This window comes from Acinetobacter sp. MYb10, assembly GCF_002980175.2.
GTDB lineage: Bacteria > Pseudomonadota > Gammaproteobacteria > Pseudomonadales > Moraxellaceae > Acinetobacter > Acinetobacter guillouiae.
In genome coordinates this window covers 1833894-1848551 of the sequence record NZ_CP058272.1, presented here as the reverse complement: position 1 = coordinate 1848551, position 14658 = coordinate 1833894, and the positions used below count along the sequence as shown (strand labels likewise).

Here is a 14658-nt window from a genome sequence, read left to right as displayed (position 1 = left end):
CCCTTATGCATTTGAAGTAGCTTTTTGTTCACTGGATTTATTTTGTTGAACAGGTTGTGCTGCTGTACCTGGTTTAGCACCTGCTTGTGGTGCAGCCGCTTGAGGCTGATAAGGTTTAGCAACCACAGCTTGTTCTGGTTTTACTTTGGCAATACCATCAACAATCACTTTATCGCCAGTATTTAGGCCTTGAGTGACGATCCAATCTTTACCTTGAACACCTACAGTTGTTACAGGACGGCTTTCAACTACACCTTTTGCATTTACAAGCATCGCGATTGCTTGGCCAGTTGGTGTGCGTGTAATTGCTGCTTGTGGAACTAAGTAAGCATTTGGAATTACGCCTTGTACGATCTGCGCATTGGCAAACATACCCGGCAATAATAAATGATTAGGATTTGAGAAGACTGCACGTAAAGTCACAGAACCTGTGCTTGGATCTACACTAGCATCAGAAAATGCAAGGTTTCCTTCCACACCGTAGTAGCTACCATCTTCAAGTTTTAAACGAACTTTGGTGTTGTTGCTACGATCAATACTACCTTGGCTTAACTGTTGACGTAGACGTAATAACTCAGCACTTGATTGGCTGATGTCTACATAAATTGGGTCAAGTTGCTGAATCGTAACCAAAGCATTGGCTTGGTTTGCAGTCACCAAAGCACCAGCAGTGACTGAAGAACGACCAGATTGACCGGAAATAGGTGAACGAACAGTTGAATAACCTAGGTCAATTTGCGCATTTTTAACAGCAGCATTTGACGCTGCAATATCTGCTTCAGCAAGTTTGATTTGTGCAAGCAAATCATCAAACTCTTGCTTAGAAACAGCATTGATGCCGACAAGTTGACGATAACGATTTGCTTTAACCTGCAAGGCATTTAAGTTTGCTTGCTGACGTACTAAAGCTGCTTTTGCACTGTCTAAGTTTGCACGATTGATACTCGAGTCAATCTCATAAAGAGGTTGACCTTCACGAACATAACTACCTTCAGTAAACAAACGTTTTAAAATCACGCCATTTGTTTGTGGGCGAACATCAGAGATTTGATACGCTGAAGTACGACCAGAAAGTTCAACACTTTGTTCTACGCTTTGTGGCTGAGCAACAATGACACCAACTTCAGTCGGCGGCATTTTTTGGGCAGCACCACCAGCTTGTTGTGCTGATTTAGGATCTTTGCTGCAGCCTACAAGTGCAATACTTGTTGCGAGAGCACAAGCAGTAAGGGCAGGAGCCCAAAGCTTTGCCGACATCATTATTCCACCTCGTTTAGATTCTTATCTAAAAATAATTTGTTCTGTCTTAACGTTTCTCGTGACAGTATGAGCCATAAAATTGCAGCCCATATGACACCTATACCCCATCCAGTGAGTACATCAGTTGGGAAATGTGCCCCTAGATAAATTCTAGAGCCCCCCATGCTTAGAAACCATAAAAAGCCCCCCAAGCTAATCCATTTAACTTGGCGATGTTTTTGAAATATAAACATAATCGAACAGCATACAATCGCTGCATAAATACTGTGAGCACTAGGAAATGAAGCACCATAGGTTTGCACCATTTGGTAAATTTCATCGGGTCTAGGACGATTGACCAGATATTTGAGTATCCAACCAATTGCCGCAGCACCGAGCAGTCCAATACTAATCATCAGCACATTTGCATATTGTTTTAGACGTATGAAATATAAATTACATAGCCCTGCAATCACGATCATTGACGGTAAGCCGCCCAGATAGGATAGGGTGAGTGCTAGACCATTTAAGACCTCTAAACGGTGTGAACTCATCCATACAACGCTTGAAAAATCAAACTGTTGTATCTGGTTAATGTTTAAACCAACACTCCCAATAAGTAAACCTATACAGCCAATAAGGAGCAATACGTAAGGCATAAGTTAACCTAGAGTATATAAATTGCGTACGTTAAGTTTATTTAATCAACCGAAGTGTACTAGCCAGTACACTTTTTTTCAAGTGAGTAAATTTAGGTAATTTATACTAATTTCTTTTTGTGAAATATTTAACAATTTGCACAAAAAATAACAAAAATCCTAGTGATTTAGTTTGCTTTGTGAGTTTGCCTCATCTTCAAGTTGTAAGGGTTGTTTTGGCGGCCAGAAGAAATCTAGCGGACGGGTAGAAAAATGGGTAAATATAAGTTTTGCCAATGGTTTCCATTGTGAAAAACGAACTTGTCTTGCTCTGAGTGCCACAATAATGGTGAGCGTGAAGCTGACAAATAAGTTGGTCAAACCAATACACAACACCCCAAGGAAAGACACAATGATGAGGCCAATATCAGGTGAACCATTGATGGTCATTAAGCCTTGAATAAAGTTAGCAGCAGCAAATGCAATATGGCGGATATCTAAAGGTAAACCTAAGATAAAACCAATGGTTCCCATACTTCCAAGCATGATCCCAAAGATAAAATTACCCGCTAAAGCGCCTAAGTTTCGCTCTATATAATCTGCAAATTTGTCCAGTCTGGCTTGTCCCATCATTTTTTTCAATTTTATGTGGGCTTTTAAGCGGGGACCGACTTTTCGATAGACTGACATATTGTCAAAATATCCAGCGATTAATCCTGATAAAAATAAACAAACACCGGCAATTGCTGCATGAGGAATTGCCAATGAAGTAAATGGATTTAGACTGGCGAGTAAGGTTGTGGCTTTAGCATGCGTCAAAAGTGGTTCATGCATTGACAGCTGCCATAGATAGGTAATTAATGCGGCAGTAGGAATCGCAATCGAAATATTTCCCAGAATTGCAATAAACTGGGTCCGAATAATATTAATAATCAGTCCGGCAAGTTCAGCAATTTGCGCTGTTTTTGAACCTTTTTGGTGCTGAACTGTTGATGCAAGTGCGGCCGCCGTCATCGCAGGCTGTTTGGTTGCTACAGTAAAGTGTAAAACATGGATCAGGATAAAACCCAATGAATAATTCATACTGTAGAGAAAGGCATGCAAAAATGGCGCAAGGACTAAACGTGCAGTCAGTATTTTCAGGGTTGCCATGGTTGCAATAATCGCACCTGCACCTGCAGCTGCTTTATACATGCCAAAGAAACCTTTCTTATCGGTACTTACATAATGTTCGCCTGTCTTACTGGCATTTTCAGTGACTTGTAGTGCGATTAACTCACTGTTGGTTTTAAGTAAATCACGCACACTGGTTTCACTATAGTGTGCATTGACTAAGTCCGTGAGCAATTCACCGCAGAGCTGATAACGAATCTGATCATCTTCGACCAGAAGATTGAGTAAGAGTTCAATTCGATCAATACATTGTTCTAGTAGCGAGAGTAAATAAGTCAGGCTTAAGCTCACCCCAATCCGTTTAATTGCTCGACGGATTTTCTGTACCACATCACGACATTGTTCAATCATGACCAACGCTTGGTCTGCATCGGGAGGAATACCCACAGCAAATTCATCTTCATCGCGATGTTGCTTTTTATACGCTTCTATAAACTCAACAATTTCACGGTTTTGAACTAAAAAAGGTGATTCATATTCTTGAAGTTCGGGGTAGGCATTGATAAATTCAGGATATAAGCCAATACCACTGATTCGATAGGAAAGCACAGTGATGGCTTTGACAATATCGCGTTTAATTCCCAATTTATCGTTTTTATAACGATGACCTTGATTGAGCAATCGGAACAATTGTTCCCATTTCTTTTCACTGATATTTTCCAGCCAATATTTATCACTACGCTGGTGAAACACTTTGCCAACCAAATCTTTGAGATCTGATTCGTCTGTTAATAAAGGTAGAAAATGTGCACCAATCCGTTGCCCAAGCTGATTCCAAAAGCCGTCTAAAGATAAAATCCCACTATCCGCATACAAGCCTGCTTGTTTATAGTGGTTTACCAGCTTGAGTAAGTAGCCTTGAAATGCAGAAGATGCATTGGGTGTAGTGAGCAGTGCTTGAATTAAAGCATCAAATTTATTTTGACTTTCTTCTAAATTGTGGCTGTCGCTGGGTCTGATACGATTGATTAACTCAATTAATATATCAGGATTGGGAACAACTTTTATGCTATCAAGTTGTTCCTGCATAAGGAGGAAAAGATCATTAAATTGTATATGCATAAGCCTTGTTAAATTTTATTGAATTCGATGTAAGGCAAGTTGCGCTAAATTATACAATGCCTGGCGATACTCAGATTCAGGCAAATGATTCAAAGCCTGAATCGCAGCTTGAGTTTCTTCTGTGGCACGGCGACTACAATAATCTAAAGCACCTGAGCTCTGAACAATTTCAATCACACGATCTAAATCGCTTGTTCCACCAGTTGCGATACTTTTACGGATAATTTCGTGCTCTTCACCCTGGGTATTTGCTAAGGCAGAGATTAAAGGTAAAGTGGGTTTACCTTCCATCAAATCATCACCAATATTTTTACCTAATGTTTCAGCATCAGATGTATAGTCTAAAATATCATCAATAATTTGAAAGGCATTGCCAAAATGACCTGCAAATAAACGTAATGGTTCACGATACTCAGGTTTCCCTGCAATGATGGCAGCACCTTCAGTTGCAAGTTCAAATAAACGAGAAGTTTTACCGTGAATAATATCTAAATAAGTTTGTTCAGTCGTTTCGGGTTGATGCTGTGCTTGAAGCTGTAACACTTCACCTTCGGCAATTTCACAAGTGCCAGTCGAAAAGTCTTTGAGCAAGATCATATTGTCGAGATCAACCAGAAGATCAAAAGCTCGAGAAATCAGAAAATCACCCACCAACACAGCAGTTTGGTTGTTCCAAGTTGCGTTTGCAGTTGGACGGCCACGACGTAAACCAGATTCATCTACAACATCATCATGTACCAATGTTGCGGTATGCAGCATTTCAATGATTGCTGCCAGTTTGCGATAAGGGTCCATCTGTAGATCTGTTGCACCACATGCTTTTGCTGCAAGTAGGCACATGATTGGACGCATGCGTTTACCGCCAGCTTCAACAACATGTTTACTGACGGCCATCACTAAAGCAACTTTTGAGGTAATCCCTTCATTAATAAACTTGTCCATTGCAGCAAAGTCGGTTGCAACTGGAGCGAGAATATCTTGCTTAAAGTCGATGGTCATCGGGTGGGAGCCTCATGCAAATGCGTTATAAGTTGCTAGTGTAACAATTAACATGTCTGAATGTTGCTTTTGCAAGCAGACATCGTGCCTGAATCTTAATGATTTGTTCTTTCTTTGTCCAAAGATGAATAAAGCATTGAACATTCAATCGATCATTCTTTTGAGCTACATAGTAGCGGATTTGTTTTAAAAATCTATTTCAATTTTAGCTGTATCTTAAAAAAAAATTCATATTATCAAAGGGGAAATCTTAAAAAAACCGTTTTATGTAGATTATTTTCTATACAATGATAATATTTGCTGGAAATGACTTGTTGTTTAATTCATTATCACTTAAAATCTTTGCCCTTGAATAACCCCCAGTGGCGTTCGTCTTAAGATCGATATATTCCTTTATCGGCACGACGACACGGGTAAGTTGGAGTACATTATGTACGCAGTAATCCAAAGCGGTGGTAAACAGCACCGTGTTGTTGAGGGTGAAACCCTTAAAGTAGAATTGTTGAAAGCTGAAACTGGCGCGACTATTACATTTGATGATGTATTAATGGTTGTGAATGGCGAAAGCATTCAAATCGGTGCTCCAGTTGTAGCTGGCGCAAAAGTAACTGCAGAAGTGGTTGGTCACGGTCGTCATGACAAAATTCGTATTGTTAAAATGCGTCGTCGTAAGCACTACCGTAAACAACAAGGTCACCGTCAATGGTTTACCGAGTTGAAAATTACTACGATCGCAGGTTAATCACTAGGAGTATATAGACATGGCAACTAAAAAAGCCGGTGGTTCGACCAAAAACGGTCGTGATTCGAATCCTAAAATGTTAGGTGTTAAAATGTACGGTGGTCAAGCTGTGACTGCTGGTAACATTATCGTTCGTCAACGTGGTACAGAATTCCACGCTGGTACAAATGTTGGTATGGGTCGTGACCATACTTTATTTGCTACTGCTGACGGCGTAATCAAATTTGAAGTGAAAGGTCAATTTGGCCGTCGCTATGTATCTGTTGAAGCGTAAGCTTTAAGAGTGCAAAAAAGCCCGCTTTATTGCGGGTTTTTTTATCACTTTTTTTTATTATTAAACAAAAAACCATCTTCATCATGATGAATAATTTTCAACATATTGCACCAATAACAATACAAAACTTCTTATTTTCTCAATTATTACTGACTCAATTTGGTTTAAGATAAGCAATCTAATAAATTACATTCTGTGCCAAATATTATTTGAATATTTTAATTGAGGTACAGACATAGAAAAGGTGAACATATGAATATGCTTCGTAAAACGATGGGTGCAGTGGCTATAAGTGCAGCGCTGTTTGCACCTGTAATGAGCACAACAGTTTTTGCAGCAACTGCTGCTTCGGAGCAACAAGCAACTGCCAATCTGGTTAAACAACTCAGTGGTGTAAAAAGCTTTACTGCAAATTTTGAGCAAACTACAAAAGCGACTCAAACAGGTAAAGTTGCACAGAAAAAGGGTTTAACCGCTCAGCATATGAATCAAACCTTTAAAGGTACAATGAAGGTTGAACGTCCTGGTAAATTCTATTGGGAAACCACCACGCCCGCAAAACAGACTATTGTGACTGCAGGTCGTACAGTGTGGATTTATGATCCTGACTTACAGCAAGCTGTACGCCAAAGTTTAGATGAGCAGGTTGCCAATACACCAGCATTACTCCTCAGTGGTAATACAGAACAAATTCAAAAGGCTTATCGTATTACTCAGCCAAATGCAGGTAAAACTTACTATACCTTGTATCCAAAACAAAAAGATGGTGCTTTCCAAAGTTTGACGATCAGTTTTGGGGCGAAAAATGCACCGACTTTAATGATCTTGCAAGATTCTTTAGGTCAAACAACCACTGTGCGTTTTAACAATGTACAGGTCAATGCCGCTATCCCTGCGTCTACCTTTAATTTTGTGCCGCCTAAAGGCACAGACATTATTGATCAATAAACGACTTTGATTGAATAGAAGAGCAACCGTAAGGTTGCTTTTTTATGCCGATTAAACAGAACACAGCAATAGACTCAGTCATGTTGATCAGGCGAAGGATGGATGTCTTTCAAGGAATACGGTAGCTTTCAATACAAGAGTATTCTATGCTCAAACAAGGGTTTGAATATAAAAACTGAGATGCTGTATGTATCGCAAAACACAATTGAAACTCAAACATTACCCAAAGATGACTGCGCAAAAGTCATTTTTGAATGTTTTGAGACAAAAGTTAATCTGCATGATTGGGCGATTTTTAAGACGGCATCGTCGTGATAAAGAAGTCAATCTTTATCACAAAAAGCTTTACCAGCCAGTTGAAGAAATTATCACAACCACCTTAAAAATATCAGGAATTATCCCACCACATTTAAATGGTTTATTGCTAAGAATTGGCTCAAATCCGATTAAGGCAGAAAAGCCTACATTATTTGAGTGGTATCTTGGTCATGGAATGATTCATGCGCTTAAATTACAAGCGGGTAAAGCAATCTGCTTTAAAAGCAGTATGCTGGCCACAGATACGGTGCAGCAATATAAACAACAACCAGCAATAGGCGGCTTTCGCCGTGGTGCACATGATGTTGTAAATACCAATATTTTTAAGCATGCGGGAAAGCTTTGGGCGGTTATTGAAGCTGGTGCGTTTCCGATCTGCTTAGATGATGAGTTAAATGCAGAGCGTTATCAGTTGTTTAATAGTGATGCTGATTTACCGTTTACTGCACATCCTCGTAAAGATATTAAAACAGGGCACTTACATGCGATTAGTTATGATGCTTTAGATCGTAAAAATGCCTATTACCAAGTGATTGATCAGCATGGCTATTTAATTCATGTGACGCAAATTTCATTACAACATGGTCCCATGATTCATGATTGTCTCATTACACAACAAGAAGTTTTGGTTTTTGATTTTCCACTTACTTTTTCAATGACTCGATTATTGCGTGGCGCAAGTGTTCCCTATCAATGGAATAAACAACATCCAGCACGCATTGGGATATTGCCTAAATATGCAAATGCTGAACAGATTCAGTGGATTGAGCTTGAACCATGTTTTGTTTTTCATGCAGCAAATGCTTTTCGTGATCATGAAAATAGAATTATTTTAGATGTTTTGGTACATCAGGATGATTTTGAACATTCCCAACACGCAGCTTATGAATTGCAACATGCACAGCTAGAACGTTGGCGCATTGATTTAAGCTCACAAACGCTACATAGAGCTGTACTCGACTCTCGGATTCAAGAGTTTCCGAAAATTGATGCGCGTTTTACTGGGGTTGCATATCGTTATTTATACACTTTGGGTTTTGCTGAAACTGCATTGTTCAATTGTTTATATATTCATGATTTAGAAATGCAAACATCTGTGAGTTATGATTTTGGTATACAGTGGGCAATTGGTGAAGTCACTTTTGTGGCTGAGCATGAACACAGTGCAGAAGGGCATGGTTATTTGATGGCCTATTTACATCATGTGGAGGGAGCAGCAGCCAAAGCTGTTATTTTAAAAGTAAATGGATTGGAAATTCAGCCACAAGCTGAAATTGATTTAGGCATACATATACCACTGGGGTTTCATTGTAATTGGGTTGAGACCCATACAAATGTAGATTCCAATCAAAATGACAATGTTGGCGCTAATTTGAATAAAAGAGTTAGCACATCGGGATAAACAACAAAATTTCAATAATTAACAATTATGAATATTAATTTAAAGGTTCTGGTTTTATGATAGGGCTATTACTAAATATGCTTTAAAGATATAGAAATGAAAGTAAATTTTAAAAGTGGTCTGATTTTTTTATCTCTTTTATCCAGCATGCTCATGGTTAGCGCATGCCAAGAAAAGCCAGCACCTCAAGCAGAACAAGCTGCAAGTACGACTCAACACGCGCAAATACCGCTGATTCAAGCCAAGGTTGAACGCGTCAATGTGGTAAAAAAACAGTTTTGTGATGAAGATGGTTGTACGCAATATGATTTGCAAACTGTTAAAAGTAATGTGCCTTGGCTAGATGAGTATTTTCTAAATCGTATTAAAAAAGATGTACCTGGCGCATTTGAGAAAGATCAAAATCATGTCCAAGCTGAAAGTGAAGCACAATCTTCACCTAAAGGTTTAAATCAAAATTCAATTTATGTTCGTTTTATTTCACAACAAAATAATTTAGCTACTTTTGTGATCCAGACTTATACCTATGCAGCAGGTGCTGCTCATGGGATGTATCACAATGAATATGTGACATTCGATCTAAGCACGCAAAAGCGCCTCGCCCTAACTGATATTTTAAAACCAAACGTCGAAGCAAAAGTTGCTGAACAGCTTTATGATGCCAATGCGAATTGGTTGATTCAAAAAGATATTACGCGTGATAAATTGCAGTTAAGCGATAACTATTATTATGGTGTAAATGGTCTGGTTTTTGTTTATCCATTATATGAACTTACGTCTTATGCAGAAGGTATGCCTGAGTTAAAGCTGCCGTATCAAGTGGCAAAAGATTTGATTAAAGCTGAGTATTTACCAAGTCTACCTCAAGTCGAAGCGACTGTAGAAAAACCTGTTACACCTTAATTGTCTTCAAATCATACAATTCATGTATGTCTAATGCTCTGTCACTGTATTTTTTACAGTGAAGAGCTTACACTATAGTCAGTTTTTTTCTTACCCTTTAGATTGACTATGATCGACCCGAAATTAATCAGAAATAATATCGAGGCTGTAAACTTAGCCTTAGCCAAACGTGGTGTACAACTCAACGTTGAAGAATGGGCATCACTAGAAGCTCGCCGTAAAGAAATTCAGTCTAGAACTGAAAACTTACAGGCAGAGCGTAATTCGGGTGCGAAACAAGTTGGTCAAATCAAAAAATCTGGTGGCGATGCTTCAGAAATCATGGCACGTATGGGTGCGATTGGTGATGAAATTAAAGCTGCTGAAGTTGAATTGAATGAACTTCAAGCTGAATTAGAAGCAAAACTACTCTCAATCCCAAACATGCCACATGAGTCTGTGCCAGAAGGGAAAGATGAAAGTGATAATGTTGAAGTTTTAAAGTGGGGCACACCACGTCAATTTGATTTCGACATCAAAGACCATACAGATCTTGGCGAAATGATGGGTGGTTTGGAGTTTGAAACGGCAACCAAGTTAACGGGCACACGTTTCAGTGTATTGAAAGGTCCATTGGCGCGTTTACAACGTGCATTGACCCAATTTATGCTGGATACCCATACCTTGAAAAATGGTTATACCGAAGCTTATGTACCTTATCTTGTCAATGCAGACTCATTGCGTGGTACAGGTCAACTGCCTAAATTTGAAGAAGATTTATTTAAATTACAAGGCGAAAAAGAATACTATTTGATTCCAACTGCTGAAGTTCCAGTGACAAACTTTGTCCGTAATGAAATCATCGATGCTGACCGTTTACCGTTGAAATATGCTGCGCATACGCCATGTTTCCGTAGTGAGGCAGGTTCTTATGGTCGCGACACTCGTGGTTTAATCCGTCAACACCAATTCGACAAAGTTGAAATGGTTCAAATCGTAAAACCTGAAGATTCAATGAATGCTTTGGAAGCATTGACAGGTCATGCGGAAGGGATCTTACAAGCTTTAGGCTTACCATATCGTAAAATCGTTTTATGTGGTGGCGATATGGGCTTTGGTGCGTGCAAAACTTATGATTTAGAAGTTTGGGTACCAAGCCAAGATACATATCGTGAGATTTCTTCTTGTTCAAATATGGGCGATTTCCAAGCGCGCCGTATGATGGCGCGTTATCGTGCAGACCAAAAGAAAACTGAGCTGGTACATACCTTGAATGGTTCTGGCTTGGCTGTCGGTCGTACTTTATTGGCTGTGATGGAAAACTACCAACGTGCCGATGGCTCTATTGAAGTGCCAGAAGTGTTACGCCCGTACATGGCTGGTGCAACATTTATCGACTAAATGTCGAAAACTCGATATTTGGTTCAGTTTTGTGCATAAATATTGCTTAGTACAATCAGATTTGAACTTTTGAGGAACACTGTGGAAATTTTCCCAATTTCATTAAAACTACAAGGGCAACCTTGTCTGATTGTGGGTGGTGGGCGTATTGCTTACCGCAAAGCAGTATTACTTGCAAAAGCAGGTGCAGTGATTCATGTGGTTGCACCTGATATAGAGCAAAACCTCTTAGATATTGTCCATTCAACTCATGGGCAATATCATGCAGATAAATTTGATCCTCAAATTAGCCTAAGTAGCTATCGTTTGGTGATTGCTGCAACCAATGATAAAGCTGTCAATCAAGCTGTTTTTGAAGCTTGTGAAGATTTAAATGTGTTGGTCAACAGTGTTGATGATCCTCCACATTGTCGCTTTATGGTGCCGGCGATCATTGATCGTTCACCAATGGTGGTTTCAATTGCCACCAATGGTGCTTCTCCAGTTTTATCTCGCCAGATTCGTACCCAGCTTGAAGCGTCTATTCCACATGGAATGGGTAAACTTGCTGATTTTTCTGGGAAATGGCGTAAAGCAGTTAAAGAACAGATTACTAATCCTGATGAACGTCGAATATTTTGGGAAGATTTATATGCCAGCCCTTTAAAAGAGCAGGTGTTTAATGACAATCTCATAGAGGCGGATCGTCTAATTGAACAAGCTTTAACAAAATGGCAAAAACCAAAAGGTGAAGTTTATTTGGTGGGTGCAGGGCCAGGTGATCCTGAGCTATTAACCTTAAAAGCACTTAGATTGATGCAGCAAGCGGATGTGGTGATTTATGATCGCTTAGTGTCCCCCGCGATTTTAGAATTGAGTCGTCGTGATGCTGAAAAAATCTATGTGGGTAAAGCACGTTCAAATCATTCTGTGCCACAAGATGGGATTAATGCATTACTGGTCAAATATGCCACTGAAGGCAAACGTGTCTGCCGTCTAAAAGGTGGTGATCCATTTATTTTTGGTCGCGGTGGTGAAGAAATTCAAGAGCTTTTTGCAGCCAATATTACGTTCCAAGTTGTTCCGGGCATTACCGCCGCATCAGGGTGTTCAGCTTATGCTGGGATTCCGCTTACACATCGTGATTATGCACAAAGCGTTCGTTTTTTGACGGGACATTTAAAAGAAGGTTCACCTGAGTTACCTTGGAATGAGTTGGTTTATGAAAATCAGACATTGGTTTTATATATGGGCTTGGTGGGACTAGAAAAAATTTGTGAAAACCTAATATCACATGGTCAACGTCCAAATATGCCAGTGGCTTTGATCTCCAAAGGGACAACCCCGGATCAAAAGGTGGTGGTTGGAACTTTGGCAGATATTGCATCAAAAGTTGAAGAAAACCATATTCAAGCGCCTACTTTGACCATTATTGGTGAAGTGGTGAGTTTACGCGAACAGTTACAGTGGCAATAATATCTGCCTAAATTTTTCTTTAAAAAAACAGACATGGTCTTTTTTAAAGGACTTAGGTTGTATTCTGATAAGTAGAGATCTCCCGTGATTCATGTTGTTTTATACGAGCCTGAAATTCCTGCAAATACAGGGAATATCATTCGTTTATGTGCCAATACAGGTGCACAATTACATTTAGTCAAACCTTTAGGTTTTGAACTGGATGATAAGAAGTTGCGCCGTGCAGGATTGGATTATCATGAATGGGCACATATGAAAGTTTGGGAAAACTTTGCTGAATGTTTGGATCATTTAAAAGGGCAGGGAATTGATCTTGATGCGATTTATCCTTTAACCACCAAAGGTACTGAAACACCACATACCTCAAATTTAAATCGACCTGTAGCTTTATTGATGGGGCCAGAAACACGTGGTTTACCAGAAGATGTTCGTATGATGTTCCCTCAGGCGCATTGGATTCGTTTACCTATGGCACTGAATTCACGTAGTCTAAATTTATCGAATGCCACTGCAGTGATTCTATATGAAGCATGGCGTCAGCAAGGGTTTAAAGAATTAAAATAAAAATCATGACCCATCGTAATAGATGGGTTTTTATTCATATTCATTTATGATTGCCTTTTTGGGCGGATCAATGAAATTTGACTTGAATAAACGATTTCATCCGATTGGGATTTGCCTTTGAAATCCCTAATCCGAATATTTATTTTAATTTTTTGTCCTTTCTTCGCTGTGTAGTGAATGTCTGAGATGATCTTATCTTCTAACACCGTTCCTAAATAGTGTTGACAGCCTGTATCAGCTCGATGAGAAACCTGTGCTTTTTTTACAAGGCCTTTAAAAGAGATAAGATGGATATGCCCCCTGTGTGAGAGTCCATCACTTCTAGCAACAGCTAAGGTCTCTATAGTCGTATTCTCTAAAAGCTTCACCACCAAATCACAAGAGTTTTCATAAGAAGCAAACGCACGATGGCTGTATAGGGTTAGGATAAAGAGGAATAGTATTTTCATTATTTTTTCCATTTAACATGTTTTATTTATAAGATGTTAAGTGTATTGCACTAGGTAAAATTTTTAGTTGAGTGCACATTGTACTTATAGCATTGGAATTGATGATTCATGCAAAAGTAATGACTCTTTGCTGCTTAAATTGTATCAAAGTGTCTTTGTGTAAAGGATCACAGCATGTATTGGATTGATTTCATAGCAGAGCTGACTAATTATTTATCTGGTCCTAAATAGGTCGTCGTTTCAGATTTCGGTATACCTTTATAATCTGTGATTAAGATATTCAGTTTAATTTTTTGTCCTTTTTTAAATTCAGAGCGATTTGGGAAATCTCTTAAATTTTCTTCTAAGACTTTGCCGATATAGTGTTGACAACCACTATCTGCTCGGCCAGCGGCTTGCGCTTTTTTTACAACACCTTTTATGTTGAGTGTTGTTTCCTCAATTTCACCTAAGCCATCTTTATTGATATATAGCGTACGTGTAGAGGTGTTTTCTAAAAGTTTAACCTCTAAATCACAAGAGTTTTCATAGGACGCAAACGCACTATGGCTGGATATTGTCAGCAGAAAGAGCAGTGTAATTTTCATTATTTTTTTCCCTTTGCTATGTTTTATTCAAATGATGCTGAGTTTATATCATGCTACAACATCGCAAGCTGAGTATAAGTCATATTTAGAGTGCTGAGGTTTAGGCTTCCTGCAACAGTGCTGGCTCATTTTTTGCTTGAATGGCATCAAATTGTTTTTGAGCACGAATGACATGTTGCACATTGCCTTCAGCCCAGAGCTTAAATGATAAAGCAGTTTGAGCAAACTCAAAGCCTAGAGAGGTTAATGCATATTCAACACGAATCACATTGTTCTCATGAATTGTACGGGTGATAAATCCATCTCTTTCCAGAATTTTTAATTTCTGAGAAAGTACTTTAGGTGAGATGCCAGTTAAGTTTTTTTTCAGTTCATTGAAGTGTTGAGAGTGCTGATGAAGTCGATAAATAATCATCAAAACCCACTTATCTGCAAATTTTTCAAAAAAAGATCGTGCCGGGCAATTTGGATGAAAAATATTAAAATTGAATGTATTAGTCATCAATATATACCTCAATTTGGAAA

15 protein-coding genes are annotated in these 14658 nt (G+C 39.0%); 8 read left to right on the top strand and 7 right to left on the bottom strand.

Going from position 1 to position 14658, the window contains the following annotated elements; genetic code table 11:
* Positions 1-3: 3 nt before the first annotated feature.
* The 4 genes from CQZ96_RS08630 to sdsA form a co-directional block, all read right to left on the bottom strand.
* Positions 4-1260, bottom strand: coding sequence for an efflux RND transporter periplasmic adaptor subunit (locus tag CQZ96_RS08630; protein WP_105713114.1), 1257 nt, complete (start codon positions 1258-1260; stop codon positions 4-6).
* A complete protein-coding gene (locus CQZ96_RS08625) occupies positions 1260-1898 on the bottom strand; it encodes a phosphatase PAP2 family protein (RefSeq protein ID WP_004722566.1) in 639 nt (212 codons plus the stop codon). Before CQZ96_RS08625 ends, CQZ96_RS08630 begins: the two co-directional genes overlap by 1 nt.
* 159 nt (positions 1899-2057) lie before the next feature.
* Entirely contained in the window at positions 2058-4112 is a 2055-nt protein-coding gene (locus CQZ96_RS08620) for a site-specific recombinase (protein WP_216076342.1), read from the bottom strand.
* A 15-nt stretch (positions 4113-4127) separates the two neighbouring features.
* A complete protein-coding gene (gene sdsA / locus CQZ96_RS08615) occupies positions 4128-5111 on the bottom strand; it encodes an All-trans-nonaprenyl-diphosphate synthase (RefSeq protein WP_056514413.1) in 984 nt (327 codons plus the stop codon).
* A 430-nt stretch (positions 5112-5541) separates the two neighbouring features.
* Here sdsA and rplU point away from each other — a divergent pair, with 430 nt between their 5' ends.
* The 8 genes from rplU (at position 5542) to CQZ96_RS08575 (ending at position 13097) form a co-directional block, all read left to right on the top strand.
* Positions 5542-5853 (top strand): 50S ribosomal protein L21, encoded by a 312-nt coding sequence (rplU, locus tag CQZ96_RS08610; protein WP_004722561.1) that lies wholly within the window; start codon positions 5542-5544, stop codon positions 5851-5853.
* A gap of 19 nt (positions 5854-5872) precedes the next feature.
* Positions 5873-6127 (top strand): 50S ribosomal protein L27, encoded by a 255-nt coding sequence (gene rpmA / locus CQZ96_RS08605; RefSeq protein WP_004722560.1) that lies wholly within the window; start codon positions 5873-5875, stop codon positions 6125-6127.
* Positions 6128-6379: 252 nt separating this feature from the next.
* The gene (gene lolA / locus CQZ96_RS08600; protein ID WP_004722558.1) at positions 6380-7075 is read left to right on the top strand and encodes an outer membrane lipoprotein chaperone LolA; all 696 of its coding nucleotides are present in this window, start codon (positions 6380-6382) and stop codon (positions 7073-7075) included.
* A 187-nt stretch (positions 7076-7262) separates the two neighbouring features.
* The gene (locus tag CQZ96_RS08595) at positions 7263-8795 is read left to right on the top strand and encodes a carotenoid oxygenase family protein (protein WP_105713112.1); all 1533 of its coding nucleotides are present in this window, start codon (positions 7263-7265) and stop codon (positions 8793-8795) included.
* A gap of 96 nt (positions 8796-8891) precedes the next feature.
* Positions 8892-9698, top strand: coding sequence for an RsiV family protein (locus tag CQZ96_RS08590; RefSeq protein WP_105713111.1), 807 nt, complete (start codon positions 8892-8894; stop codon positions 9696-9698).
* Positions 9699-9806: 108 nt separating this feature from the next.
* Positions 9807-11078, top strand: a complete 1272-nt coding sequence (gene serS / locus CQZ96_RS08585) for a serine--tRNA ligase (protein ID WP_105713110.1) — start codon at positions 9807-9809, stop codon at positions 11076-11078.
* A gap of 81 nt (positions 11079-11159) precedes the next feature.
* Positions 11160-12533, top strand: a complete 1374-nt coding sequence (cysG, locus tag CQZ96_RS08580) for a siroheme synthase CysG (RefSeq protein WP_105713109.1) — start codon at positions 11160-11162, stop codon at positions 12531-12533.
* Between the two features lie 84 nt (positions 12534-12617).
* Positions 12618-13097, top strand: coding sequence for a tRNA (cytidine(34)-2'-O)-methyltransferase (locus tag CQZ96_RS08575; RefSeq protein WP_105713108.1), 480 nt, complete (start codon positions 12618-12620; stop codon positions 13095-13097).
* A gap of 44 nt (positions 13098-13141) precedes the next feature.
* Here CQZ96_RS08575 and CQZ96_RS08570 read toward each other — a convergent pair whose 3' ends face one another.
* From CQZ96_RS08570 to CQZ96_RS08560, 3 genes are all read right to left on the bottom strand, one after another.
* Positions 13142-13546, bottom strand: a complete 405-nt coding sequence (locus CQZ96_RS08570) for a hypothetical protein (RefSeq protein WP_056514392.1) — start codon at positions 13544-13546, stop codon at positions 13142-13144.
* Positions 13547-13755: 209 nt separating this feature from the next.
* Positions 13756-14133: a hypothetical protein gene (locus CQZ96_RS08565; protein WP_105713107.1), complete on the bottom strand. Its 378-nt coding sequence runs from the start codon at positions 14131-14133 to the stop codon at positions 13756-13758.
* 100 nt (positions 14134-14233) lie between these two features.
* Entirely contained in the window at positions 14234-14635 is a 402-nt protein-coding gene (locus CQZ96_RS08560) for a winged helix-turn-helix transcriptional regulator (RefSeq protein WP_105713106.1), read from the bottom strand.
* Between the last annotated feature and the right edge of the window lie 23 nt (positions 14636-14658).

Coding starts and splice junctions, on each gene's coding strand:
- sdsA (WP_056514413.1), bottom strand. CDS start 5,111: ATGACCATCGACTTTAAGCAAGATATTCTCGCTCCAGTTGCAACCGAC.
- CQZ96_RS08570 (WP_056514392.1), bottom strand. CDS start 13,546: ATGAAAATACTATTCCTCTTTATCCTAACCCTATACAGCCATCGTGCG.
- CQZ96_RS08620 (WP_216076342.1), bottom strand. CDS start 4,112: ATGCATATACAATTTAATGATCTTTTCCTCCTTATGCAGGAACAACTT.
- CQZ96_RS08590 (WP_105713111.1), top strand. CDS start 8,892: ATGAAAGTAAATTTTAAAAGTGGTCTGATTTTTTTATCTCTTTTATCC.
- rplU (WP_004722561.1), top strand. CDS start 5,542: ATGTACGCAGTAATCCAAAGCGGTGGTAAACAGCACCGTGTTGTTGAG.
- CQZ96_RS08625 (WP_004722566.1), bottom strand. CDS start 1,898: ATGCCTTACGTATTGCTCCTTATTGGCTGTATAGGTTTACTTATTGGG.
- serS (WP_105713110.1), top strand. CDS start 9,807: ATGATCGACCCGAAATTAATCAGAAATAATATCGAGGCTGTAAACTTA.
- CQZ96_RS08630 (WP_105713114.1), bottom strand. CDS start 1,260: ATGATGTCGGCAAAGCTTTGGGCTCCTGCCCTTACTGCTTGTGCTCTC.
- CQZ96_RS08560 (WP_105713106.1), bottom strand. CDS start 14,635: ATGACTAATACATTCAATTTTAATATTTTTCATCCAAATTGCCCGGCA.
- rpmA (WP_004722560.1), top strand. CDS start 5,873: ATGGCAACTAAAAAAGCCGGTGGTTCGACCAAAAACGGTCGTGATTCG.
- lolA (WP_004722558.1), top strand. CDS start 6,380: ATGAATATGCTTCGTAAAACGATGGGTGCAGTGGCTATAAGTGCAGCG.
- CQZ96_RS08565 (WP_105713107.1), bottom strand. CDS start 14,133: ATGAAAATTACACTGCTCTTTCTGCTGACAATATCCAGCCATAGTGCG.
- CQZ96_RS08595 (WP_105713112.1), top strand. CDS start 7,263: ATGTATCGCAAAACACAATTGAAACTCAAACATTACCCAAAGATGACT.